General features: G+C 58.2%; 21 protein-coding genes. 10 read left to right on the forward strand and 11 right to left on the reverse strand.

Translation table 11 applies throughout. From position 1 onward, the window contains the following. Positions 1-19: 19 nt before the first annotated feature. Entirely contained in the window at positions 20-2068 is a 2049-nt protein-coding gene (locus tag QP400_RS01765; protein ID WP_285462465.1) for an NAD(+) synthase, read from the forward strand. On the opposite strand, the gene QP400_RS01770 is transcribed toward QP400_RS01765, so the two are convergent. After that, positions 2061-2378, reverse strand: a complete 318-nt coding sequence (locus tag QP400_RS01770; RefSeq protein ID WP_004805597.1) for a hypothetical protein — start codon at positions 2376-2378, stop codon at positions 2061-2063. The two genes, QP400_RS01765 and QP400_RS01770, sit on opposite strands and share 8 nt — an antisense overlap. A gap of 11 nt (positions 2379-2389) precedes the next feature. After that, the gene (gene purH, locus QP400_RS01775; RefSeq protein WP_004805595.1) at positions 2390-4195 is read right to left on the reverse strand and encodes a bifunctional phosphoribosylaminoimidazolecarboxamide formyltransferase/IMP cyclohydrolase; all 1806 of its coding nucleotides are present in this window, start codon (positions 4193-4195) and stop codon (positions 2390-2392) included. A 112-nt stretch (positions 4196-4307) separates the two neighbouring features. Between purH and QP400_RS01780 the strand changes: the two genes are divergently transcribed. After that, positions 4308-5297: an NAD(P)-dependent oxidoreductase gene (locus tag QP400_RS01780; RefSeq protein WP_004805593.1), complete on the forward strand. Its 990-nt coding sequence runs from the start codon at positions 4308-4310 to the stop codon at positions 5295-5297. On the opposite strand, the gene purN is transcribed toward QP400_RS01780, so the two are convergent. From purN to QP400_RS01815, 7 genes are all read right to left on the reverse strand, one after another. Continuing rightward, complete coding sequence (gene purN, locus QP400_RS01785) at positions 5281-5826, reverse strand: phosphoribosylglycinamide formyltransferase (RefSeq protein ID WP_004805592.1); 546 nt, start codon at positions 5824-5826, stop codon at positions 5281-5283. The genes QP400_RS01780 and purN overlap by 17 nt on opposite strands. Then, complete coding sequence (locus QP400_RS01790; protein WP_155855894.1) at positions 5823-7271, reverse strand: cell division protein PerM; 1449 nt, start codon at positions 7269-7271, stop codon at positions 5823-5825. Before QP400_RS01790 ends, purN begins: the two co-directional genes overlap by 4 nt. A 122-nt stretch (positions 7272-7393) precedes the next feature. Further along, positions 7394-8302, reverse strand: a complete 909-nt coding sequence (gene sucD, locus QP400_RS01795; protein WP_004805588.1) for a succinate--CoA ligase subunit alpha — start codon at positions 8300-8302, stop codon at positions 7394-7396. A 2-nt stretch (positions 8303-8304) separates the two neighbouring features. Then, a complete protein-coding gene (sucC, locus tag QP400_RS01800) occupies positions 8305-9471 on the reverse strand; it encodes an ADP-forming succinate--CoA ligase subunit beta (RefSeq protein ID WP_004805587.1) in 1167 nt (388 codons plus the stop codon). 163 nt (positions 9472-9634) lie between these two features. Next, positions 9635-12046, reverse strand: coding sequence for a DNA helicase PcrA (gene pcrA / locus QP400_RS01805; RefSeq protein WP_004805585.1), 2412 nt, complete (start codon positions 12044-12046; stop codon positions 9635-9637). A 40-nt stretch (positions 12047-12086) separates the two neighbouring features. Then, positions 12087-12728 (reverse strand): response regulator, encoded by a 642-nt coding sequence (locus tag QP400_RS01810; protein ID WP_004805583.1) that lies wholly within the window; start codon positions 12726-12728, stop codon positions 12087-12089. Beyond that, positions 12725-13945 carry an ATP-binding protein gene (locus tag QP400_RS01815; protein ID WP_004805582.1) on the reverse strand — a complete coding sequence of 407 codons (1221 nt, stop codon included), beginning with the start codon at positions 13943-13945 and terminating at the stop codon, positions 12725-12727. The genes QP400_RS01810 and QP400_RS01815 overlap by 4 nt, the downstream gene beginning before the upstream one ends. A 114-nt stretch (positions 13946-14059) precedes the next feature. Here QP400_RS01815 and QP400_RS01820 point away from each other — a divergent pair, with 114 nt between their 5' ends. The 6 genes from QP400_RS01820 (at position 14060) to QP400_RS01845 (ending at position 18853) form a co-directional block, all read left to right on the forward strand. After that, positions 14060-15298 (forward strand): PspC domain-containing protein, encoded by a 1239-nt coding sequence (locus QP400_RS01820; RefSeq protein WP_004805580.1) that lies wholly within the window; start codon positions 14060-14062, stop codon positions 15296-15298. Continuing rightward, positions 15295-15678: a hypothetical protein gene (locus QP400_RS01825; RefSeq protein WP_004805577.1), complete on the forward strand. Its 384-nt coding sequence runs from the start codon at positions 15295-15297 to the stop codon at positions 15676-15678. Before QP400_RS01820 ends, QP400_RS01825 begins: the two co-directional genes overlap by 4 nt. 226 nt (positions 15679-15904) lie before the next feature. Continuing rightward, entirely contained in the window at positions 15905-16600 is a 696-nt protein-coding gene (locus QP400_RS01830) for a hypothetical protein (RefSeq protein WP_004805576.1), read from the forward strand. A gap of 14 nt (positions 16601-16614) precedes the next feature. Continuing rightward, positions 16615-17193 carry a hypothetical protein gene (locus QP400_RS01835; protein WP_285462459.1) on the forward strand — a complete coding sequence of 193 codons (579 nt, stop codon included), beginning with the start codon at positions 16615-16617 and terminating at the stop codon, positions 17191-17193. A gap of 370 nt (positions 17194-17563) precedes the next feature. Then, positions 17564-18256: a hypothetical protein gene (locus tag QP400_RS01840; RefSeq protein ID WP_004805572.1), complete on the forward strand. Its 693-nt coding sequence runs from the start codon at positions 17564-17566 to the stop codon at positions 18254-18256. Between the two features lie 27 nt (positions 18257-18283). After that, entirely contained in the window at positions 18284-18853 is a 570-nt protein-coding gene (locus QP400_RS01845) for a hypothetical protein (protein ID WP_004805570.1), read from the forward strand. A gap of 146 nt (positions 18854-18999) precedes the next feature. Here the strand turns inward: QP400_RS01845 and metG are convergent, their stop codons facing one another. Next, positions 19000-20814 carry a methionine--tRNA ligase gene (gene metG, locus QP400_RS01850; RefSeq protein WP_004805568.1) on the reverse strand — a complete coding sequence of 605 codons (1815 nt, stop codon included), beginning with the start codon at positions 20812-20814 and terminating at the stop codon, positions 19000-19002. 94 nt (positions 20815-20908) lie between these two features. On the opposite strand from metG, the gene QP400_RS01855 reads away from it, so the two are divergent. Further along, positions 20909-21478 carry an isochorismatase family protein gene (locus tag QP400_RS01855; RefSeq protein WP_004805566.1) on the forward strand — a complete coding sequence of 190 codons (570 nt, stop codon included), beginning with the start codon at positions 20909-20911 and terminating at the stop codon, positions 21476-21478. Here the strand turns inward: QP400_RS01855 and rsmI are convergent. Next, a complete protein-coding gene (rsmI, locus tag QP400_RS01860; RefSeq protein ID WP_040314857.1) occupies positions 21459-22331 on the reverse strand; it encodes a 16S rRNA (cytidine(1402)-2'-O)-methyltransferase in 873 nt (290 codons plus the stop codon). The genes QP400_RS01855 and rsmI overlap by 20 nt on opposite strands. A 72-nt stretch (positions 22332-22403) precedes the next feature. Here rsmI and QP400_RS01865 point away from each other — a divergent pair, with 72 nt between their 5' ends. Continuing rightward, entirely contained in the window at positions 22404-23843 is a 1440-nt protein-coding gene (locus QP400_RS01865) for a dolichyl-phosphate-mannose--protein mannosyltransferase (protein ID WP_004805562.1), read from the forward strand. Positions 23844-23886 lie beyond the last annotated feature (43 nt).

Genomic DNA, 23886 nt, shown 5'->3' on the forward strand with positions numbered 1-23886 from the left:
AGTAGTGAGCAACATTTCCATGCAGTTCAACAACCTTTACAACCACGGATTCGCGCGAGTGTGCGCAGTTACTTCCAGAATCTGGGCGGCCGATCCGGCCCGAAACGCCGAACAGATAGTGCAGATGGCCAAAAAGGCCTGCCAGGGCGGGGCCGCGCTGGTGGTGTTCCCAGAGCTGTGCGTTAGTGGCTACGCGCTCGACGACCTGTTCCACCAGGTAAGCCTTCTAGACGAGGTCGACGCCGCCCTCGAAACCATTGCCACTAAAACCCGCGACCTGGGCGCGCTGCTGCTGGTAGGTGCACCACTGCTTTATGAAGGGCGGGTTTACAACTGCTGCGTGGGCATCCAGCGGGGACGCATTCTTGCCGCCACCCCAAAGATGTATTTGGCCTCCTACGGCGAGTTCTACGAGAAGCGCTACTTTGCCGAAGGAGCCCGCGCGGGCGGGGACGGAATCGTGCAGATCGCGGACGACCTGGTGCCCTTCGGCAGGGTGCATTACGACTGCCTGGACGTCATTGGCTTTACCGTGTCCCCCGAAGTGTGCGAGGACATGTGGGTACCTCTTCCACCTTCTACTTATGACGCGCTCAGCGGCGCCACCGTGATAGCTAATCTGTCTGGCAGCCCCATCACCGTGGGCCGGGCAAAAGATCGCGAGTTGATGGTAGCCTCCCAATCTGCCCGCGCCCAAGTTGCCTACGTTTACGCCGCCGCTGGCCTAGGCGAATCTTCTACGGACTTAGCCTGGGATGGGCAAACCATGATTTACGAGGCCGGAACGCAACTAGCCAGCGGCCCCCGCTTTAGCCGCGAGGACGTACTCACGTTCGCCGATGTCGATCTAGACCGGTTCGCTGCGGCTCGGATGCGTCAGTCTAGCTACGACGACTGCCGCGCTGCCACCCCCATGCTTGATGCCTTCGAACCAGTCCTAGTCGAATGGACTTTCGGCTTTGACCCCCAGCAGACAATTCCGCTGGAGCGGACTCTAGATAGGTTCCCGTTCGTTCCGGATGATCCGGAGCAGCTCGACCAGGATTGTTTCGAGGCCTATAACATCCAGGTTTCCGCCCTCGTGCGCCGAATGGAATCAATTGGCTCACCAAAGATCGTCATCGGCGTTTCTGGCGGCTTGGATTCTACGCACGCACTGATCGTGGCCGCACGGGCCATGGACCTTGTGGGCCGCCCTCGCACCGATATCCTTGCGTTCACCATGCCCGGCTTTGCCACTTCGGATCACACCAAGTCAAACGCCTACGCGCTAGGGAAGGCGCTGGGAGTTACTTTCGAGGAACTAGACATTAGGCCAACCGCACTGGGAATGTTGAAGGCCATGGGCCACCCCGCCGGGGCCGGCGAAGAGGTCTACGACGTGACCTTCGAAAACGTTCAGGCCGGCCTGCGCACAGATTTCTTATTCCGCATTGCCAACCAGCGGGGCGGCATTGTGCTGGGCACTGGCGACATGTCGGAACTGGCACTGGGATGGTGCACTTATGGCGTAGGCGACCAGATGTCGCACTACGTGATTAACTCGGGACTGCCTAAGACCATGATCCAACACGTCATTAGGTGGGTAATCGCGCAGGATATCTTCGGTGCCGATGCGGCGAAGGTACTTGATTCGATTCTAAATACCGAGATCAGCCCCGAATTAGTCCCTGCCAAAGAGGGCGAACAGATCCAGTCGACCCAGGCAAAGATCGGCCCGTACGAACTGCAGGATTTCAACCTGTACTACCTGACAAAGCGCGGTTACTTGCCCGCGAAGGTGGCTTTCATGAGTTGGAATGCGTGGGCAGACCGCGAGCGCGGCGAGTTTCCTGCCGGTTACCCGAATGAGGAGCGGCGCCAGTACGACTTGCAGACCATCCTGGATTGGGAGGAGCTGTTCATCAAACGCTTCTTTGCGAATCAGTTCAAGCGGTCGTGTGTGCCCAATGGTCCGAAGGTGATGGGAGGTGGTTCGCTGAGCCCGCGCGGGGATTGGCGGATGCCTTCAGATGCTAGCGCACAGGCGTGGCTAGCAGACCTGCAGTGGGTGCGCGAGGCTATATAACTAGTTCAACGTATGGGGCTAGTAGCCACAGCCCCACTGCGAAGACGGTAAGCACCGCTACGTCTACCCAGGCGCGCTTAGCGGCGAACCAGCGGGACCTCCCTGGGAAAATCCCGCGGTAGAACGCACCTATTGCGCACACTCCAGCCAGTATGCGAACTGCCAGCAGCACGTGTCCTAGGAGGGCCATTGCTACCACCGCGATAATGGCGGCAATGACCAGTCCTAGGATCACGAACGAGGACGTGCGGTGGGCCGGTTCGAGCGGGGTTGGATCCGTTCGAACTCGGCTTCGTGCTGCGTGCCTCAAATCTAGTTTCCTCAGTGTGCGAAGTGCCTTGTACCGGTGAAGTACATGGTGATGCCGGCAGCCTTGGCTGCTTCGATTACCTCGCCGTCGCGGATGGAGCCGCCCGGCTGGACGACGGCTTTGACGCCGGCGTCGATTAGCACCTGCAGTCCGTCGGCAAACGGGAAGAAGGCGTCAGAGGCGGCTACCGATCCGCGAGCGCGTTCTTCTGGTTTTTCTGCCAGTACTTCGTCTGCGCGGGCGCCGCCCGCACTGTCTACCTTGGCGGCGTCGCCGGTGGAGCGGGCGCCCAAAGTGTTGGCTCGTTCAATGGCGAGCTTTGCGGAGTCGACGCGGTTTACCTGCCCCATGCCAACGCCGACGGTGGCACCGTCCTTGGCTAGCAGCACCGCATTCGAGCGGACCGCCCGGATGGTACGCCATGCGAATTCGAGGTCGGCCAGGGTGGCTTCGTCGGCTGCCTCGCCTGCCGCCAGTTCCCAGTCTTCTGCCCGGTCACCCTTTGCATCCACGTCATCGCGGGCCTGAACTAGCAGACCGCCGGTGATCTGCTTGATTTCAGTTGCACCCCGCTCTGGAGGGGTGACCTGCAGGATGCGCAGGTTCTTCTTGGTGCGCAGTAGTTCGAGCGCGTCCTCTTCGAAGGACGGAGCCAGGACGACCTCGGTGAAGATCGGTTTTATCTGCTTGGCCAGTTCTAGGGTGACGGGGCGATTCACGGCGATGACGCCGCCATAAGCGGAAACCGGGTCACATGCGTGGGCCTTCCGGTGTGCCTCTGCCACGTCCTTGCCTACCGCGATGCCACAGGGGTTGGCGTGCTTTACCACCGCGACGCAGGGAGCATCCGGGTGATCGTAGGCGGCACGCAGAGCCGCGTCTGCATCGGAGTAGTTGTTGTAGCTCATCGGCTTGCCGCCCAAGGTGAGCGCATTGGCAATGCCGGGGGCCGGAGTAGATTCCGGGCCGCTCAGTTCTTCTTCGTCTACCAGTTCGTCCTCGTCCGCGCCGAAGATGGCCTCGATGTCTTCAGCTTCGGCCTCGACGTAGAGGGCGGCTTCCTGATGCGGGTTTTCGCCGTAGCGCAGGTCTGCGGCTTTCACGTAGAGCGGTTCCAGCAGCTCGGGTAGTGCCGAGGAGTCGCGGACTCCGGAATCTTCGTAGTCGGATTCGGAGGTGCCCTCGAAATCTTCATCCAGCAGCTGTTCGTCGAACCATTGGGACACTGCCACGTCGTAGGCGGCAGTGTGGGCGAAGGCATCGGCTGCTAGCTCTCGGCGCTGCCTACCGGTAAAACCGCCCTCTTGGACGGCCTGCACTACGTCCTCGTAACGGGACGGATCAGTAATGATGGCAACCGAGGCGTGGTTCTTCGCAGCCGCGCGCACCATTGAGGGACCGCCGATGTCGATCTGCTCGATGCACGCATCAAAATCTGCCCCGGACTGCACTGTCTCAGTGAAGGGGTAGAGGTTGCAAATAACCAGGTCAAACGCTTCCACGCCTAACTGGTCCAGTTCAGCGCAGTGGTCCTCCCGGCGGCGGTCGGCCAGGATGCCCGCATGGATGCGCGGGTGCAAAGTCTTGACCCGCCCGTTCAGACACTCGGGGAATTCGGTAATTTCGCTTACCTCGGTAACTTTTGCTCCGGCAGCGGCAATACGCTTAGCAGTGGAGCCCGTCGAAACGATCTGCACCCCCGCAGCGCTTAGCGCACCAACCAAATCTTCAAGTCCGCTCTTGTCGTAGACACTGATTAGAGCCCTCTTGATCGGAACTTTTGCTTCACCTTTAGTCGGGGTAGGTTGGGTGGCCACGCTGATTCCTTTCCGGATCGCCGCGATTTATTTATGAGCATCTACAGTTTAGCTATAACGAATGTAGTGGGCCATAATCGGATACACCGAGCATGCCCTATAAGGAGGAAAAATGAGTCTTGCCAGCACCGCTTCTTCACCTATTGGCAAGTTTTTACCCGAGCGGATCCTTCTGACCACCCCACTTAGCGAGCCACTAGCGCAGCCGCTACGTGACCATTTCGCCCAGGCCGAGGTTCGCTTCGTCCCGAATGCTGAACTAACTCCGGAAGATTTCCAGTGGGCGGACACCTGGGTAGGTTTCGATCTGCCTACCTGGCTTCCCACCGGAGAGGTGGCAGTAAAGTGGTTCCACTCCCAGTCAGACGGGGTAGATAAGTCTGCGCCGGTGCTAGCCCGTCTCGAGGGCGACTTCTTGCTAACCCACACCATTGGGGACATGCCCCGCCGGATCGGCGAATTCGTCCTAGCCTACCACCTGTGGCTTACCCGTGGCGGCGATCTGTTCCGCGCCAACGAACCTACCGGCACTTGGGACACTGATTTCTTCGATAACTACGTAGATCCCAGAAAGGCACGCGTGGTAGTAATCGGCACCGGACAGGTTGGGCGCGGCGTCGCTCGCATCCTGTCTGATTATGGGATCTCGTGCGAGGGGATTAATACCTCCGGGCGGGCTGTCTCGGAATTTGCTGCCTGCCACAGCATGGCCGACGCTTCCGCCAGCTTGGCGCAAGCCGACCTAGTAGTTTCGGCCCTTCCCCTTACACCTGCCACCGATCGCATGGTCTCAACTCAGATCGTCTCCCAGCTGCAGGGAGCAGTATTTATGAACGTCGGTCGCGGCCCCACAGTCGACGCGCAGGCAATCCGCGCAGGGCTCGAGGGCGGCAACCTAAAGAAGGCGGTTTTGGATGTGCACGAGGTAGAACCGCTCCCCCACTCCGACTGGCGGTGGACAGATCCACGAGTCTTCGTCACCCCGCACATCTCCGGCCCAGTCACCCAGAAGGATGTCTACGAGGCGATGTGTACCAGCGCTAAAGAGCTTGGCAACGGCCTACTACCCAGCTTGCGGGTGGATCCTAAACGCGGCTACTGAGTTCGCCAACTACCCGCACCAGCTGAGCCGTCTCGGCCTCCTTCAGGCGGGCAGTAAGTGTTTCCTCGCTGTCATCATCGCGTACAGGAACCGCAACCTGGGCGATGATCCGGCCCGTATCTACACCGGCGTCTACGTAGAAAATCGTAGCGCCGGTGATTTTTACCCCGTAGTCCAGAGCGTCGCGCACTCCGTGCATGCCGGGGAAGGACGGCAGCAAGGCGGGGTGAGTATTGATAACTTTCCCGGCAAATGCGGCTAAGAAAGTTTGCCCCACCAGTCGCATGAAGCCCGCGCACACGATCAGATCTGGCTCGAATTGCGCAACCGCATCCGTCAGTGCTCTGTCCCATTCTTCCCGGGAAGAATAGTCGGCAGGATTCACCTGGGCGGTGGCAATCCCTTTGGCCCACCGCAGCCCGGGAGCGTCCCTATCCGCCACCACGCCCACTATCTGCTCGCCATAAGCTTGCACGAGCGCTTTCAGATTGGAACCGGTGCCCGAGATCAGCACTACAATTCGCGTCATTTGTTGTCCTTCGGGATAGCTGTTGTAGGCGCATCAGGGTCGCCCTGGCCCTGGGCAATCAGGCGCAGGCGTTTCGGGGTAGGCGCGGCAGTACTGCCAGCTCGCGCCTCGTCGCCATCTTCCTGCCGGTGGCCCTTCGGGCTCTGTTCGGCCTCACCCGGCTCCCCGGCCGGGTCGGGATGGTCTTGTTCTTCGCCCTGCTCCCTACCAGCGGCTCCTTCACTGCGAGCGGGCTGGGCCTGGTCTTCGCCCTCGCCATTTTCTTGGGCCTGATCTTCCACCACTGTCAAGGTGGGCGTCTGCTTATCAGCTACAGGCTGCTTCTTGCTTACCAATCCGCTCACCTGCGAACGTCGAGTTGGGTCGGCAAAGAATGCGCCCAGCAGTAGCGGCATCAAGGCTGCCAGTAGGAACCACAGGGTCCAGCTACCAAGGTTTAGACCTACCTGTTCCATGCGGCCGACCCCCAAGCTACCTCGTGCAAACGCTGCCCACACGAACATCACCAGCGCAAAGATGCCGCCACCGGTTAGCAGATAGTCCACCTGATGCTTACTAGAATCGAACTTCTCGGTCCGAGCTAGTAAGAATCCGAGCAGAGCGAAGAAGAGCGCACTAAGCAACACGATCGCCACTCCAGGCGCCTTGGTCGGTAGCGCCCCGTAGGGAGGCAAGGCAGGAATGGGCAGGTGCGCTACCGAGAAGGGCGAGGAGGTAGCTCCTTGACCAGCCTGAAAACCAGCCCCCAGGCACCAAGACAGCGCCCAGCATGCCAAAGTCGGCACGTAACTTAGCCACAGCAGAGTGATGGTAATGGTCCCAACCACTCCCCCGGACAGGAGCGCATATATTCCCTTGACCCCACCGGCGTGAATCCCCAGTGCTACTGCCAAGAGCAGTACAGAAAGGCCGGCCACAATGGCCAATGTCTTAAAGGCGAACAGGATCCCGGCTCGCACCTGTGCCGGTGGGCGCAGCAGCGGCAGCAGCGCTATAGCGGAGGCAAGTAGTGCAATCAGGAGTGCACCCCCGAAGATCCTCAGGGTGGAGCTGCCCCCTGTCAGTAACGAAAGAACCAGCACGGTGGGGACGTATCCTAGCGCCAAGAAAGCGCGGGCCATGCCCGCTATCTCGCGTCGGGCCGCGAACGCCAACAAGGCAATCATCGCGACTGGGAGTGCAAGAGGGATCAGCGAGATGCTTCCCCCGCCAAATGCGAAAGATCCGCCATGGGCCAGTCGCCAAAAATCGGAGGCCGCCCATACCGCCTGCGTCCACTTCATTCCCTCTAGGTAGGGCGAACTGGACTGGCTGACGTAGTTCACCAACGCGATAGCCACCAGGGCAAGCCACCCCAAGAAGGCGTACTCGACCCCCACAAAGGCGGCTTTGGACCATCCCTCTGGGAGGCGAATAACAATCTCGGAGCGTGCTTTCTTAGTCATCGCTTCCATGTTGCCGCCTTTGGCCCACCTGTGCCGCCTCCCGCGCCGAAGGCGAGGCAAAAGTCCTCCGGCAGAAAGCTTCCCACGGACCAACTGGCCCGTGGGAAGGAGAAGCTACTAGGTTATGCCTGCACCTCGGCAGAACCGGTGAGGATCTGCCTGGCTAGCCGGGCAGTCTCGGACGGGGTCTTCCCTACCTTGACGCCAGCGGCCTCGAGCGCGCTCTTCTTTGCTTGGGCAGTGCCGGAAGATCCCGACACGATAGCGCCCGCGTGCCCCATGGTCTTGCCTTCGGGAGCAGTAAAGCCGGCAACATAACCGACTACCGGTTTGGAAACGTGTTCCTTGATGTACTCAGCGGCGCGTTCTTCAGCATCGCCACCAATCTCGCCGATCATAACAATCAGTTCGGTGTCGGGATCTGCTTCGAAGGCAGCCAGGGCATCAATATGAGTGGTTCCCACTACCGGGTCGCCACCAATACCGATGCAGGTGGTAAAGCCCAAATCGCGCAATTCGTACATCAGCTGGTAGGTCAAAGTGCCAGATTTGGACACCAGCCCTAGCCTTCCAGGACCAGTAATGTCAGCAGGGGTAATGCCCGCATTAGACTTGGCGGGGCTGATAATGCCCGGGCAGTTCGGGCCAATGATGCGGCTGCCCTTTTCGAGGGCGTAGTTCACGAACTCGGTCGAGTCCTGGACCGGGATTCCCTCGGTAATGACGACGATCAGTTCCATGGCCGCATCTACGGCCTCGAGCACGGCCCCCTTGGCGAATGCCGGCGGCACGAAGATTACTGACACGTTTGCCCCGGTGCGTTCCTTCGCCTGCGCAACAGTTCCGAAGACTGGAACTTCGACCTCGCCCTCAGGAGTGTCGAAGGACAGGTTGGTGCCTGCTTTCTTCGGGTTAGTGCCGCCTACGATCTGGGTACCCGCAGCCAACATGCGGGCGGTGTGTTTGCGCCCCTCGGACCCAGTAATGCCCTGCACGATCACCCGGGAGGTCTCATCCAAAAATACTGCCATTTTTATTTCCTTCCCGATGCTAGTTCAGCGGCCGTAGCGGCTCCGCCATCCATCGTTTCAACCATGGTTACGAGCGGGTGGTTAGCTTCTTCCAAGATGGCCCGGCCCTCTTCGACGTTGTTGCCATCCAAGCGCACGACCAGGGGTTTGGAGGCCGCATCGCCAAGCAGACGCAGGGCTTCGACAATGCCCTTTGCCACCTGATCGCAGGCGGTAATTCCCCCGAACACGTTCACGAAGACGCTAGCAACCTGCGGGTCCCCTAAGATGATCTCTAGCCCATTGGCCATGACTTCGGCGGAAGCACCGCCGCCAATATCCAGGAAGTTTGCGGGCTTTACCCCGTATTCCTCGCCGGCGTATGCAACTACGTCCAGCGTGGACATGACCAACCCGGCGCCGTTGCCAATAATGCCTACCTGCCCCTCAAGGTGCACGTAGTTGAGGCCCGTCTCTTTTGCCTTAGCTTCGAGCGGGTCCTGAGCCTGGGCATCAACAAATTGGGCATGTTCCTTGTGACGGAAGCGCGCATTGTTGTCTAGCGTAACTTTGCCATCGAGCGCAATGATCTGCCCGTCGGTGGCGCGCACCAGCGGGTTCACCTCGACCAGCTGCGCGTCCTCTTTTTGGTAAACCTCCCATAGCTTCACCAAGACGGGGATAATTGGCGCTGCCTCTTCGTCCGAGAACCCCGCTTCGGTAAGGATCTGCGCCGCTACCTGTTGGTCGATTCCCTTGGCGTCAAGTGGCATCTTTGCCAGCGCCTCCGGGCGTTCCTTCGCCAGCTGCTCAATTTCCATCCCGCCCTCGCGCGAGCACATTGCCAGGTGGCGCCTATTGGAACGGTCCAGCAGGATCGAAAAGTAGAACTCGGCGTCAATGTCGGCCCCAGCGGCCACCATGACCTTGTGGACTTTATGGCCTTTGATATCTAGCCCCAGGATCGCCTCGGCAGCCTCTGCAGCTTCCTGCGGGGTGCGAGCCAGCTTCACGCCGCCAGCCTTACCGCGCCCGCCGGTTTTTACTTGCGCCTTTACGACAACCAGATCTGCTGCCAATTCCTTGGCGGCAGCAGCTGCTTCCTGCGGCGTAGTAGCAATCTTTCCAGGTAGTACGGGGACTTCGTGTGCCGCGAAAAGTTCGCGGGCTTGGTACTCATAAAGGTCCACGCCTTCGTCCTTCCGGTAGTCAATTCTCGACCTCGAGAAATTGTACCAAGCCTATCGCCTGATTCCGCTGCTCGCACCGCAAAACGGGGCCCACCCAAACAGACAAAAGTAGGTCCGCAGCCAACTATGGGCCCGGACCTTGGCTTTTGCGTAAAAGCGCTAGCTAAAGCTTTTCTAGCGGAGCGAATCGAAGTACGAGACGCTTCACCGTGCCGTCCCCGAAATCTACCTTGGCGGTGGTGTTGGGCCAGTTCCCTTCGAGGGCGAGGACGCGCCCCAACCCATAGGCGTCGTGGTTGACTCGATCCCCCACCTCCAAGTGGATTTCCTTGCCCGCCGGCTTAGCAGCCTTAGGCACCATGCGGTTGGTGCGAACTGTGCCGGCGCGGTGGGATGGGTTCCAGCCCCCCGAACCGAAGGCATCCCCCGAGCGCGCAATGGACTGGGTAGGCGTAAATTCGCGGCGCACGTCTACCAGCTCGGCAGGAATGTCGTCTAAGAATCGCGAAGCTGGCAGTTCCACGGGCGCGCCCCACTGATTGCGCGAGCCAGCCCGCGTCAGATAAAGCCGTTTGCGAGCCCTGGTAATAGCCACGTAAGCGAGCCGCCGTTCCTCTGCCAGTTCGGCCGGATCGCCCATAGACCGCTGGTGTGGGAACGTGCCATCTTCCATGCCGGTCACAAATACGACCGGGAATTCTAGCCCTTTCGCCGTGTGGACGGTCATCAGCGTGACCTGCCCGCGTTCGCTGGGCACCTGGTCGGAATCCGCTACCAACGAGACGCGCTCCAAGAAATCCGCCAAGGTGCCGTCGGGCTCAGACAAATCAAATTCAGAAGCAACCGTGTGCAATTCTGCCAAGTTTTCGATTCTGCCCTCGTCCCGAGGATCCGAAGACTCGCTAAGAACCTGCACGTACCCCGATTCGTCCAGCAGGTAGTCCAGGACCTCAGCTACGCCCTCGCCGTCTTCGAGTCGTGACCGCCCTGCCGCGAGCAATTCGGCAAACTTGCGCGCGGAATTAGCTGCCCGCGTCGAAATGCCCTCTACCTGATCCAATTCCTCTAGCGCTGCCCCAAAACTAATCCCGTTCGCGCTGGCGTGAGCCGCAATAGCGCCCTCAGCTTTAGCTCCGATACCCCGCCTGGGCACATTGAGCACGCGCCGGATGGACACCGTGTCATCCGGATTCGAAACGGCCCGAAGGTAGGCGATCGCATCTTTAATTTCGGCCCGCTCATAGAACTTTGTTCCCCCCACAACGCGGTAAGGAATAGCATCGCGCATCAGCACATCTTCAATGATTCGAGATTGCGCGTTAGTGCGGTAGAAGACCGCTATGTCGCCCCAGTCATAGCCTTCATCAGCCAGCTTATTGATCTGGTCGACAACAAAGATCGCTTCCCCACGATCAGATTCAGCAGCATCGACCACGATCTTGTCGCCAGAACCCAAATCAGTCCACAGCTTCTTTGGACGCCGCCCCGAATTCTGGGCAATAACCGCATTGGCCGCACTCAAAATGTTTTGGGTGGAACGGTAATTCTGTTCCAGCAAAATAGTGCGCGCCTTCGGATAATCCTTCTCAAACTCTTCGATATTGCGGATCGTGGCCCCACGGAAAGCGTAAATAGACTGGTCTGAATCGCCCACAACGGTAAGTTCTGCGGGCGGCGGAGTTGCCCCATCGGGGCCAACTAGCAATTTCACCAGCACGTACTGGGCGTGGTTGGTGTCCTGGTATTCGTCTACCAGAATGTGCCGGAACACGCGCCGGTAGTGGCTGGCTACGCCCTCGTTATCGCCCAATAGCTGCACCGTAAGCATGATCAGGTCGTCAAAATCTACGGCGTTCGCCTCTTGCATACGCTTTTGGTAGAGCGGATAAATCTGCGCCACTATGCGCGAAAGCGGATCTTTACCAGCGCGCTCCTGGTACTGGCTCGGCGTTATTAATTCGTTCTTCAGATCCGAGATGCGTGCCGACAAGGTGCGCGCAGAAAACTTCTTTAGATCTACCGCCTTCTCTTTGGCAATCAGCGTCAGCAACCGTTGCTGATCAGCCGAATCGTAGATCGAGAAAGTAGATTTGAGCCCAACCAGGTCGTGTTCGCGGCGCAAAATGCGCACGCAGGCAGAGTGGAACGTGGACACCCACATGCGCTTTGCGGCGGGTCCCACCAGATCCTGGACGCGTTCGCGCATCTCGGCAGCCGCCTTATTAGTGAAGGTAATGGCCAAGATCTGCCCGGCACGTGCCCGCCCAGTAGCCAGCAAGTAGGCGATTCGCCTAGTGAGCACCCGGGTCTTACCCGATCCTGCCCCTGCCATAACCAGCAGCGGCCCACCCTGGTAAGTAACCGCCTGTTCCTGGGGCCCATTCAGCCCCTGCGTTATCTGCTCTGCCTGCATCGAGGGCGAATATTCGCCCACCTGATCGGCCTCTGGCGCCTGTATTTGCGCCAACGAGTCCATGTAGTCCTGATCAGATTCGACCATTACCTGCGGCAAAGTGGCTGCCGCTGTCGGTTTCAGCGAACTTGCCGGAAGAAGAGCATCAAACAAAGATTCCACTCTTCAACCCTAACGGGCGCCACCGACAAATGGCACTCAGCTAGATGAGACTCCTTGCACTAGCCCACCTGGTCAGCTCGTTACGGTTCGACAGCTGCAGTTTGCGCAGCACTTTCGACACGTGCGTTTCCACAGTCTTGATTGAAATGAACAGCTTTGCCGCCACTTCCTTGTAGGTATAACCGCGAGCGATGAGCCGCATCACTTCCAGCTCCCGGGCGCTAAGCCGGTCCAGTTCTTCGTCGGTGCCAGCCACCTGTTGGGTGCCAAATGCGTCGAGGACGAATCCCGCCAAACGCGGCGAGAAGGCCGCGTCTCCACCGGCCACCCGTTCTATGGCATCGACTAGCTCTGCTGCTTCAATGGATTTGGTTACGTAACCGCGAGCGCCGGCACGAATAACGCTCACCACGTCCGTGGCGGCGTCCGATACGGAAAGCGCTAAGCACTTGGTTACCGTCGAGATTTGGGAGGCCACTTCGGCCCCGCCGCCGCCTCGTCCTCCGGGTAGATGCACGTCGAGCAACACCACATCTGGGCTGGTGAGCGTCACTACCTCGAGGGCGCTCTCGACATCAGCCGCCTCCCCTACTACCTCGACGCGCTCGGGAAAGGCTGACAGTTCCGACCGCACCCCTGCCCGCACGAGCGCATGGTCGTCGACGATTACTACGGTGATCATTCGTCCTCCAAGAACAGGTAGATTTCGGTGCCGGCACTACCGGAAGTGATGGTGGCTTTCCCGCCGAGCCTCTTTGCTCTTCCCAGTATAGAATCGCGAACCCCGTGCCGGTCCTGCGGGATCTTTTCCACATCGAAACCGGCACCGCGATCTTTGACCCAAACCTCTACCTGGGAACCAGAGCATTCCATGTACACGGAGATGGGTGGCTTTCCGTGAACGGCGGCGTTTTGGCACGCTTCCTGGACTATTGCTCCGGCGTTGTGCGTCATCACTCCCGGGGCCATATCCGCCACGTGCACGTATTCAATGGGCACGCCGTAGCGGTCTTCTACCTGCGCTATCTTTGCGCCCACCAAGGCCACCAGAGAATCATATTGGGAGCCCTCGCCCTCGTATAGCCACGTGCGCAGCTCGCGTTCTTGGCGGCGCGCAAGTGTTCGCACCGAGGCCGGTTCCTCCGCCCTCGCCCGAATTAGAGCCAGGGTCTGCAGCACGGAATCGTGCAGATGGGCGGCAATGTCAGCGCGCGTTGCCTCGCGGATCTGTTCGGCGCGGCTCGCCCCTAGCTCGCGAGTTAGGCGCACCCATACGGGGGCGAGGACGGCTCCCACCCCCACCAATACGGCGCAGGAGACCAGAGCGGAGTCGAAGAGGTTGGTGTATGTGCCCCTTCCTACTAGGTGCACCATCCCAATGGCGACCAGTACGATTCCCGCGCCAATGGCCAAGTAGGTCCTTCTAGCGGTCGATTCGCCTAAATCTTTGCGGGTCCAGATAAGCAGTGCTCCAGTCCCTATCAAAAGCACTGACCAGCTCCAAGACGGTAAGGAGCGAACGTGCGTGAGCCCCAGAGCCAGAGCGGCAGCCGCGACCAGCACTAGGATGCCGGCCCCAATCAAGAAACGCCGAGGCGCTGTTTCGTCTGCCTGTTCTACTTGCTTTTCCGCCAGCGTGCGCGCCAACGCGCCACTTTCTTTACGTCGCAGTGATTCACCGGTAGTGTACGGGTTTTCCGAGGGCACGGCGATCCACAGCCAAAGGTAGATCAGCAACCCTAGCCCGGCTAGTGAGACAGCCGCGATAATTACTCGCAGCAACCTCACGTCTATTGCAGTGTGCAAAGACAACCCTGAGCAAATCCCGGCCACCCAGGGTTTGGGAGCCCCGGTCTGGCGGGCTACAGGGGTACTTATCCTTCGCAGTGGCACTCTCATGGCTTAGATGATTGCACGCCCTCTTCAGCTTTTACAGAAATTAGCGGAAATATCAGGGCCAAATCAGGGGAACCCCTAATAGTATTTGCCCCACCGCAGTGATGTGATTTATTCATGGCTACTGAAAAGAAAAAGCTGTCCACCAAATTAGCCGAGGCAGGCTGGATTCGTTCCTCGGGAACCCTAGGAGGAGTGTGCCAGGCAGTCACGACTGTCACCGGATACGACATCAACCTAGTTCGCGTGCTCACCGTTGTCTTTGCGATCCTCTTCCTTCCAGGTACCCTGGCCGCCTACGGTTTCGCGTGGCTACTGATTCCAGACGAGACTTACACTTCCCACCTGGACCGCTTTTCCTCGCCCTCGGCCGGCTTCTTCGGGGCAATACTGTTCATCGTGCTGGCAATTATGGCTGGGGTAGATACCAACTATTCAGTAGCAAGTGCGTGGGGAGCGCTCCTCGGCGCTGCCCTGCTGGCGCTACTCATATATAAAGCCACCCAAACTCCCAAGCAGACCCAGGTGCCAAAGCAGAACAGCACGCCGGCCCCCGCCTCGCCAACACCTGCCTCCCAAATGGCGCAGGTGCCCAGCAAACCTCTACCTCCCAGGAAGAAAAAACCAGCTCTCAATGCCGTAGTACAGCTCCTCTCGGTAGCTGTTGCCCTGTTTGCCGCAGCGCTCTACGTCGCCTTCACGGCTCCACTTACCGCCTCTAAGCTCCTGGCAGCTTTCGGCATTGCTATGGCCATTGCGGCAGCGGTTGCGTTGGTGGCAAATATCTTCGGAAGGAAAAGTGGCCTCCCAGGAGCAGTCGCCACCCTGGCACTAATATTTGGCTCCCCCATGATCATCGGAGTGTGGGCGGCGCCAAAACCGCTGGCAGACACTCCCGTGCAAGATGCCACCAAGATGCTGACTGACACAGCTTTCCAGTTGCGGGCCGAAACGGTCACCGACCTAAATTATGAGGAAAAGGGGAAGATCCAGTCTCACTCCTATGCCTCCGACGCGACCGTCTTACTGCCGCTAAATTGGAAGGGCACAGTACGAATCACAGTCGATCAGGGACGCTCAATTTACACCGCGTTGCCTTCCTCGTGGGAGTCAACTATGCCAAAGCCCACTGTCTCACTGTCATTTGATACCACGCGACTACCCCTAATCAGTTCCGCTCTTGCGGATTCCAATCTGCAATTAGCACCGGGAAAGTACGAAATTCGCTCTTTCCAACCGCAACAGACAAAAACCTTCCTACTGCAACGTGGGAGTGCAGAAGAACGGGCCACAAACACCTACGACCTTAGAGTCAAAGGCGGTCGCCTCACCATAGTAGAAGGGAAAATCAAATGAGCACCCCGATCCCCAACGAGCCAACCCAGGAACTTCCCCAGACTGACTGGCGCCAGCTAGGTGGGCCCACGCCCTCGGAAGAAGTGCCCCCAACGGCACCGCTGCCGCGTCAACCTGCACCAGCGCCGCAGACGGCGATTCCCCGGATTCCCCCAGTACAGCTGGTGCCCAAAGTTTCCGGCGCAGCAATCGCTTGGTACGTATTGGCGCTTTCCGCGGCAGTATTGGCGATCCTGATAGGCGCCGGCGTTCACCTGAGCGCCACTTCCGTGTGGATATTCCTACTAACAACGGTGGGCCTAGGGCTAGTACTCTCAGCTCTAGCGACGCTGCTACGCAAAAACGACAAGGCGGAAAATTTTAAGTCTAAACACAAATAAACATTAAAGTCCAGATTCGAAATTTCTAGGGAAACGCTAATCTGCCTACTTCGATCGCCCTCTTCAATGCCGGTGGGGCCGCCTTTGCGAACATTAAAAGACGAGGTAAAAGGCGGTTGCGTGAGTTTCTTCGAAGCGATTTTGACTAGCCAAGAGCCACTCCTTTCCCTATGGTCGGATTTAGGAGCTAACCGGCTCTGAGTGACACAAGAAATGAGGACCGCTCATGAAGTTGACTAGCAAGATTGCAGCTACTTTCGGTAGCGGCGCACTGCTCGCCACGATGGCAGCAGCCCCGGCGCTAGCGGCTACCGATACCGACACCTACCCAGAGACTCCGGCCAACAACGCCAATCTCCCGATCATTCACACTTCGCACGGCAGCGATCACATCAAGGCGAACATTCTGAATCCTCGCCCGATCTGCAACGCCTGGGAAGATCACCGCACCGTGGTTTACAAGGTGACCGACAACTTCGCCCCGGTGGGAACCATTTCGACCACTAACAAGTCGAAGAACACCATCCCGCTATCGCAGTCGCTGTCCAAGTCGCAGACCATCTCCATTTCGGTCAACGGTTCGCAGAGCGAAACCCTGAGCGTCAACCTGGGCGGCTCCGGCAAGGTCGGCAAGGATGGCAACGCCGAAGCTGGCATCGCCTACACCCTAGCCAAGAAGATCGGCGGAGAAGCCTCCTACTCCCTCACTTGGGAAACCGGCCAGGAAATTGGCCCCTACGACGTACCCGCAGGACACACCGGCGAGGCCACCTACGGCTTCCGCACCATCGCGATGACCGGCACCCAGCAGTACTGCAAGCCGAACGGCACCTGGTCTACCCCGACCGCATGGCGCGCCTTCGTTCCGATCAAGAACGAAGTCCAGATGAAGCTGTACGACAACCCGGCCGATTCCTACTGATACGGAGATAACTAATGCTAAAGAAGCACATCACTCGTGCAGCCGCTGCTACCTTTGCATTTTCCACCGGCATCGCTGCCTTTGGTGGTTCGGCTCTAGCAGCCGACTCTCCTAAGGCCGAGCTAGACCTCGCCCCCAGCTACACCGTTTCCGGCATGAAGTCCCCGGGCTTCGCCGGCTCGGTAGCCGTCCACGTGAAGAACGTTGGCTCGCAGCGCTACTACGGCGAGTTCCCGGCCATCCGTTTCCACGTCAAGGTGAAGACTGCTCAGGGCCCGCGCGGCGTTGATCGTCTGATCACCACCGGCAATCTCGAGGGCGCTTACACTCGCGACCTTGGCTTCGACGCCAAGACCTCGACCCGCACTTTCGAGATCACCCTGTCCAACCCGGTCAACGTCGGCGAAGACCAGCTAATCGGCTGGTTCTCCTTCGGTGACGGCGACACCCAGGAAGGCCGCCTGAAGAACTACATCACCGTTACCCAGGTTTCCCGCCTAGACGGGGACAACTCCAAGGGGAATGATCAGAACGTTGATTCGCGTTCGCACACCACCCTTGACACTGGCGGAAAGTCCGCCGGAATCTTCTAGTCTTTCTGACCTGGTGTAGATGAAAGAGTTGTGGGGCGCGCATGCGCCCCACAACTTTTTAACCCAAATCTTGGCGTACGTTCGCTCTCCCGACTCCGGAGTGCACGTTCACTCTCCACAAAGTTGCCACGCCCCGACTCAATGTACTTTCCGCCACTTCGATTATATTTTGTTAATCTTATTTTTAACACTTCCCACCCGGTAAGCCTATATTCAGCGGATTCGGACTAGCGAAGATTAATTCAGCATCAAAACGTAAGTTACCTTAAGAATTTCTAATCTAAAACCGCTGGCGACCTGGGCTTTTAAGCCCTAATGTTTGAAACAGAGCAACCGCTCAGCCCATCTAACCAGTTTCAAAGGAATGATTATGAAGCTCACCCGCGTAGCTGGCGCCCTCGGTGGCAGCGCACTACTGCTCTCGGTAGTCGCAGCTCCCGCAATGGCGGACACTATTACCAATACTTACCCAGAGACTCCGAAGACCAACGCGAACCTGCCCATCGTGCACACTTCGCACGGCAGCGATCACATCAAGGCGAACATCCTGAATCCTCACCCGATCTGCAACGCCTGGGAAGATCACCGCACCGTGGTCTACAAGGTGACCGACAACTTCCTGCCGGTTGGCACCATTTCGACCACTAACAAGTCGAAGAACACCATCCCACTAAAGCAGTCGCTGTCCAAGTCGCAGTCCATCTCTATCTCGGTCAACGGCTCGCAGAGCGAAACTCTGAACATCAACCTAGGCGGCTCCGGCAAGGTCGGCAAGGACGGCAACGCCAATGCTGGCATCGCCTACACCCTAGCCAAGGAAATCGGCGGCTCTGCCTCCTACTCCCTGTCCTGGCAGACTGGCCAGGACATTGGCCCCTACGACGTTCCCGCTGGTTACACCGGCGAGGCCACCTACGGGTTCCGTTCCATCTCTATGACTGGCACCCAGCAGTACTGCAAGCCGAACGGCACCTGGTCTACTCCGACCGCATGGCGGGCCTTCGTTCCGATCAAGAACGAAGTTCAGATGAAGCTGTACAACAACCCGGCAGACTCTTACTGAGCCTAGAAAGTAGAAGGAAGTAACAAAATGAAGCGTTTTACTCGTGCTGCTGCAGCAACCTTCGCACTTGCCACTGGCATTGCTGGGTTCGGCATCTCTTCAGCTAACGCTGCCGTCACCCACGAAAAGGATCTGACCGCTTCCATGACCGTGTCCGGCATGAAGGCCGCTGGCTTTGCTGGCTCGGTTGGCATCCACATCAAGAACGTTGGCTCGCAGCGCTACTATGGCGAATTCCCGGCCATTCGTTTCCGCATCGATGTCAAGACCGCTCAGGGCCCGCGCGGCGTTGATCGTCTGATCACCACCGGCAACCTCAACGGCGCCTACATTCGCGACCTTGGCTTCAACACCAAGACCTCGACTCGTTCCTTCGAGCTGACCCTGTCCAACCCGGTCAACGTCGGCGAAGATCAGCTCGTCGGCTGGTTGTCCTTCGGTGACGGCGACACCCAGGAAGGCCGCCTGAAGAACTACATCACCATCACCCAGGTTTCCCGCCTGGACAGTGACAAGTCCAAGGAAAACGACCAGAACATTGATTCTCGTTCGCACACCACTCTTGACACTGGTGGAGCCGCCAAGGGCATCTTCTAAGTCATAGATAAGCTAGTGCCCCGGTCTCAATAGGGCCGGGGCACTACCAGTTCTTCTTGCCTCACCAGAGGCACCCACGCAGAAGAACAGAGGGTATAAGGGTGCCGACGGATTTCTCCGCCGGCACCCTTATTTTTATTCGATTGTTACTTGCCCAAGTTGCTGTAGCGATCCAGCTCTTCCTGGACTACGTCCTCGTCAAGCTTCTGGAATACGGGCTTCGGCTTCGCAATGGGCGTACCCACAGTGACAGCGTGTCGTTCCCACTTCGGGGCCGACGTGTAGTCACCAGTAATGATCGGGTACACACGTGCAGAACCGTCCTCGGCCTTCACATCTAGGTCTTCGACCTCTTCAATGTGCGGCATCGGAGCCACCTTCCCTTCTCCGCCCATAACCTTGTCGATGGCGTTGGCAGAAAATGGCAGGAAGGGCGACAGCAGCAGATTCAGGTCAGAGACAACCTGCGCCAGAGTCCATAAGATCGTGCCCAGTCGCGGCAGTTCCTCTTCGGCCTTCAGCTTGAAAGGCTGCGTTTCTGCCACGTAGCGGTTAGCCTCGCCAACCAGACGCATCGCCTCAGAAAGCGCGGCTTTCTGCCTGTGGGTGCGGATGAGCTTACCAACGGTATCGAAGCCTTCCTGAACCGCGTCGAGCAGTTTCTGGTCGATCTCTTTTAGCTCATCCGGCTGCGGGATCTGCCCGAAGCGCTTGTGAATCATGGAAGCGGTGCGGTTCACCAAGTTGCCCCACCCGGCCACCAGTTCGCCATTAGTGCGACGGACGAATTCCTGCCAGGTGAAGTCTGCGTCGTGAGTCTCGGGGCCAGCTGCGGAAATGAAGTAACGCAACGCGTCCGCCTGATACCTCTCTAGCATGTCACGCACGTAAATGACGATGCCCCTAGAAGAAGCAAATTTCTTCCCTTCCATAGTCAGGAACTCGGAAGAAACCACCTCGGTTGGCAGATTCAGCTGCCCTAGGTCGCCGGGCTCACCGCCCTTGTCTCCCTTGCCGTTGTAGCCCAGCAACTCCGCCGGCCAAATCTGAGAGTGGAAGACAATGTTGTCCTTACCCATGAAGTAGTAGGAAAGGGCCTCTGGATCGTTCCACCACTTGCGCCATGCCTCTGGGTCACCATTGCGGCGAGCCCATTCGATGGAAGCCGACAGGTAGCCGACTACGGCGTCGAACCACACGTACAAACGCTTGTTCGGCTGGTCTTCCCAGCCCGGTACCGGGATACCCCAGTCGATGTCGCGAGTCATTGCGCGCGGCTTGATCTCGCCAAGTAGGTTCTGGCTAAAACGAATCACATTCGGACGCCAGGTATCGGATTCCTCGCGCTCGTCTAGCCACTCGCCCAGCGCCTTCGCTAACGCGGGCAAATCCAGGAAGTAGTGGGTTGTCTCGACAAACTCGGGAGTCTCCCCATTGATCTTGGAACGCGGCTTGATCAGATCGGTAGGATCAAGCTGCTTTCCGCAGTTATCGCACTGGTCGCCGCGAGCGCCCTCGTACCCGCAAAGCGGGCAGGTACCCTCGATGTAGCGGTCAGGCAGGGTACGCCCTGTAGAGGGGCTGATCGCTGCACCCATGGACTGCTCGATCATGTACCCGTTGTCGCGTACAGTTTCGAACATAGACTGAACCACCTTGTAGTGGTTGCCCGTGGTGGTGCGGGTGAACAGGTCGTAAGACAAGCCCAAAGCAGTAAGATCCTGCACGATTAGGCGATTGTTTCGGTCGGCCAGCTCCCTGGCGCTTATGCCCTCGGCATCTGCAGCAACCAGAATCGGAGTGCCATGTTCGTCCGTACCGGAAACCATGAGTACATCGTGGCCTGCCATTCGCATGTAGCGGCTAAAGACGTCCGAGGGGACGCCAAAACCTGCGACGTGTCCAATATGACGGGGCCCGTTAGCGTAGGGCCAGGCAACAGAAGATAGTACTCGACTCATACGTCCAATACTAGTAGGTTTTTCGGATCAGTTTCACCGCACATTTCCTGGTGTATGATATCGGCAATTATTCGCAACGTTCTTAGGGGTAATAATGCCAAAGGCCCTTTTGGTAGTAGACGTCCAGCCCACTTTTTGCGAAGGCGGTGAATTGCCTGTCACCGGCGGTAATAAGGTAGCCGAAGACGTTGCTGACTTTGTGCGCGCCCACCGCCAGGACTACGCCCTCATCTGCACCACCCAGGATTGGCACATCTCACCAGGTGACCATTTTTCGGAAAACCCCGATTTTGTGGATTCTTGGCCACCGCACGGGGTAGCTGGAACGGCCAACGCCGAGCTACATCCCGCGTTAGCCGATTTGCACGCGGACGCTGCCGTCAAGAAGGGCGCTTACGCTGCGGCCTATTCCGGATTCGAGGGCGAAGACGCAGATGGGCGCCTCCTGGGCGACATTTTGCGGGAGGCCGGCATCGACGCAGTTGATGTGGTAGGCCTTGCCGAATCCCACTGCGTCAAGGACACTGCGTTAGATGCGGTAAAAGCCGGCCTGCGCACCACGGTGTTTACGGATCTGACTAAGCCGGTCTCCGCCGAACTTGGCCAGAAGGCTCGCGAGGAACTAAAAGAAGCCGGAGTGGAACTTACTTCTTCTTCTTTTTAGCCTGATTCTTTAGCTCAATGGCTGCTTCATAGAGGTCATTCTTGGACACGTCGTGCTTTTTCGCGACGTGTTTGGCAGCAGCTTTCAGTTTCACGCCCTCTTCGACCAATTCCATGACTTCGCGCGCTAGCGAAGCCGTGTCCGTTTTCCGCTTGGGAGCGCCGGCAACCACCAGGGTAATCTCGCCTAGCATGTCTTTTTCAGTGAAATCGACCAGCTGACTCAAGGTGCCGCGGACGACTTCTTCGTGAGTCTTGGTGAGTTCGCGACAGATGACCCCTTCGCGCTCACCGCCAAAGGCGCTCGCCATTGCTGCCAGGGTGTCGTGCACCCGCCTGGGGGACTCGAAGAAAATCATGGTGCGAGCTTCGTCGGCCAAATCCCCTAGTCGATTCGCTTGAGCGCCAGCCTTGCGCGGCAGGAACCCTTCGAAGCAGAAACGATCCGAGGGAAGCCCAGAAATAGCCAGGGCGGTAAGCACTGCCGAAGGGCCGGGCAGCACCGAGATCGGCACTCCAGCTTTGGCGGCTTCTGCCACCAGACGGTAGCCGGGGTCAGATACGGTTGGCATCCCCGCATCGCTTACCACCACTACTCGTTCCCCATCGGCTGCGGCTTCAAGCAATCTGTTGACCCGATCCCGTTCATTATGTTCATGGAAGGAGATGATGTTGCCATTGATGCGGGTGTTCAGACGAGACGCTAGATTTAGTGCCCGCCTGGTATCCTCGGCCGCGACAATGTCTGCTTGGGCTAGAGCTGAAGCCAGCCTGGGAGGGGCATCTTTCGCATCGCCGATGGGCGTGCCCGCCAACAAAATCGATCCTGGTACTTGAACGGTTTCTTCACTCACGGGTTAAGAGTCTCACGAAATCTGCAATTTTTCGTCCCGTGCCCACAGACCCTTATTAAGTACACTGGTGGGGTGAAGCGCCCACTCTCAAACCAAAAATGGCAGATCATTTGCACCTTACTGTGCACGCTCGTAGCCGCTATTGTGCGCTTTGCCCGGCTCGGAGTTATCAAAATACTCATATTTGACGAGACCTACTACGTGAAGGACGCCTACGCCCTCGCCCATCTTGGCTACGAAGCGAAGTGGACTAAGGACAAGGACGCGCTGTTCAATGCCGGGGATTTCTCGGCTCTTTCTACCGATCCCCAATTTGTGGTGCACCCCCCGTTGGGCAAATACCTCATAGCCTTAGGCCCAAAGCTGTTCGGCTGGGACAGCGCCTTTGGATGGCGGTTCATGGCCGCCCTCTTCGGCACCATCTTGGTGGCGCTAACCTGCGTTATTGCGTCGCGCCTATTTAAGTCTGTGCCCATCACAGCACTAGCCGGAAGCTTCGTCGCCTTTGACGGGATAGCAGTGACTCTTTCCCGCACTTCCCTGCTGGACGTGTTCTTGGCGGTGTTTGTGCTTGCCGCTTTCCTGTTTATAATTCTTGACTACCAACATATTCGAGGGCGGCTGTCCGCAAGTAGTCCTTTTGCGGGAGTCTTCTTCCGCCCCTATCTACTATGCGCCGGAGTGTTGGCCGGGGCGGCTTGCGCAGTCAAATGGTCCGGAGTGTGGGTGCTGGCAGGCCTGGGGCTCACAGTTTTCGGCTACGAACTAGCCGCCAGGTGGCGGAACCGCCGCCGGGTGAGGGCTCTATTTGGCGCTATTTGCTGCGGCGGAATTCCCGCCTTCTTTCAGCTAGTCCCGGTAGCGCTGGGAACCTACCTGCTGACGTGGGGAAACTGGTTTTTTGGGCACAAAGGATGGAGCGCAAAATCACCGGGCAACCACTTTGCCAACTGGCTGTCCTACCAGCGCGAAGTTTATGAATTCCACGTCGGCCTTACCAAAGACCACACTTACCAGGCCAATGCCCTGCAGTGGATTTTCGACTTGCGCCCCACTTCCTTCGCCTATCAAAAACCATACGGCGGCGAGGGCGACTATTTGGTGCGCGCGGTCCTCGCTCTAGGCAATCCGCTGCTGTGGTGGATTGGCATCATTGCTCTTCTTTGGCTCGTCTACGCAAGCTTGCGGTACCGCCAATTCAAGTATGCAATTTTAGCCGTTGGCTACCTGACAACGTGGGTCCCCTGGTTCCTGTATTGGGATCGCACAATATTCATGTTCTACACGGTAGTGCTAGTGCCTTTTATTGCGCTTACGGTGGCCGCTTTCTTGGGCGCACTTTGGAAGAGCTTCCCCGGGCAGGCCACACTGTCGGTTTGCGCTAGGGTAACGGCAGCAATGTTCGTGGCCTACATCAGCTTGTCGGCTCTTTTCTTCCTGCCGCTCGCAACGGGAGCGCTAATTCCGCATTCCCACTGGCAGTGGCGCATGTGGCTGCAGTCCTGGATTTAACAAATTCTAATTTTTCTTTCCCATTTCTCTTCCGCCCGCACAC

The sequence above is a fragment of the Winkia sp. UMB3158 genome, from assembly GCF_030217145.1.
In the GTDB taxonomy this organism is placed as follows: Bacteria; Actinomycetota; Actinomycetes; order Actinomycetales; family Actinomycetaceae; genus Winkia; species Winkia anitrata.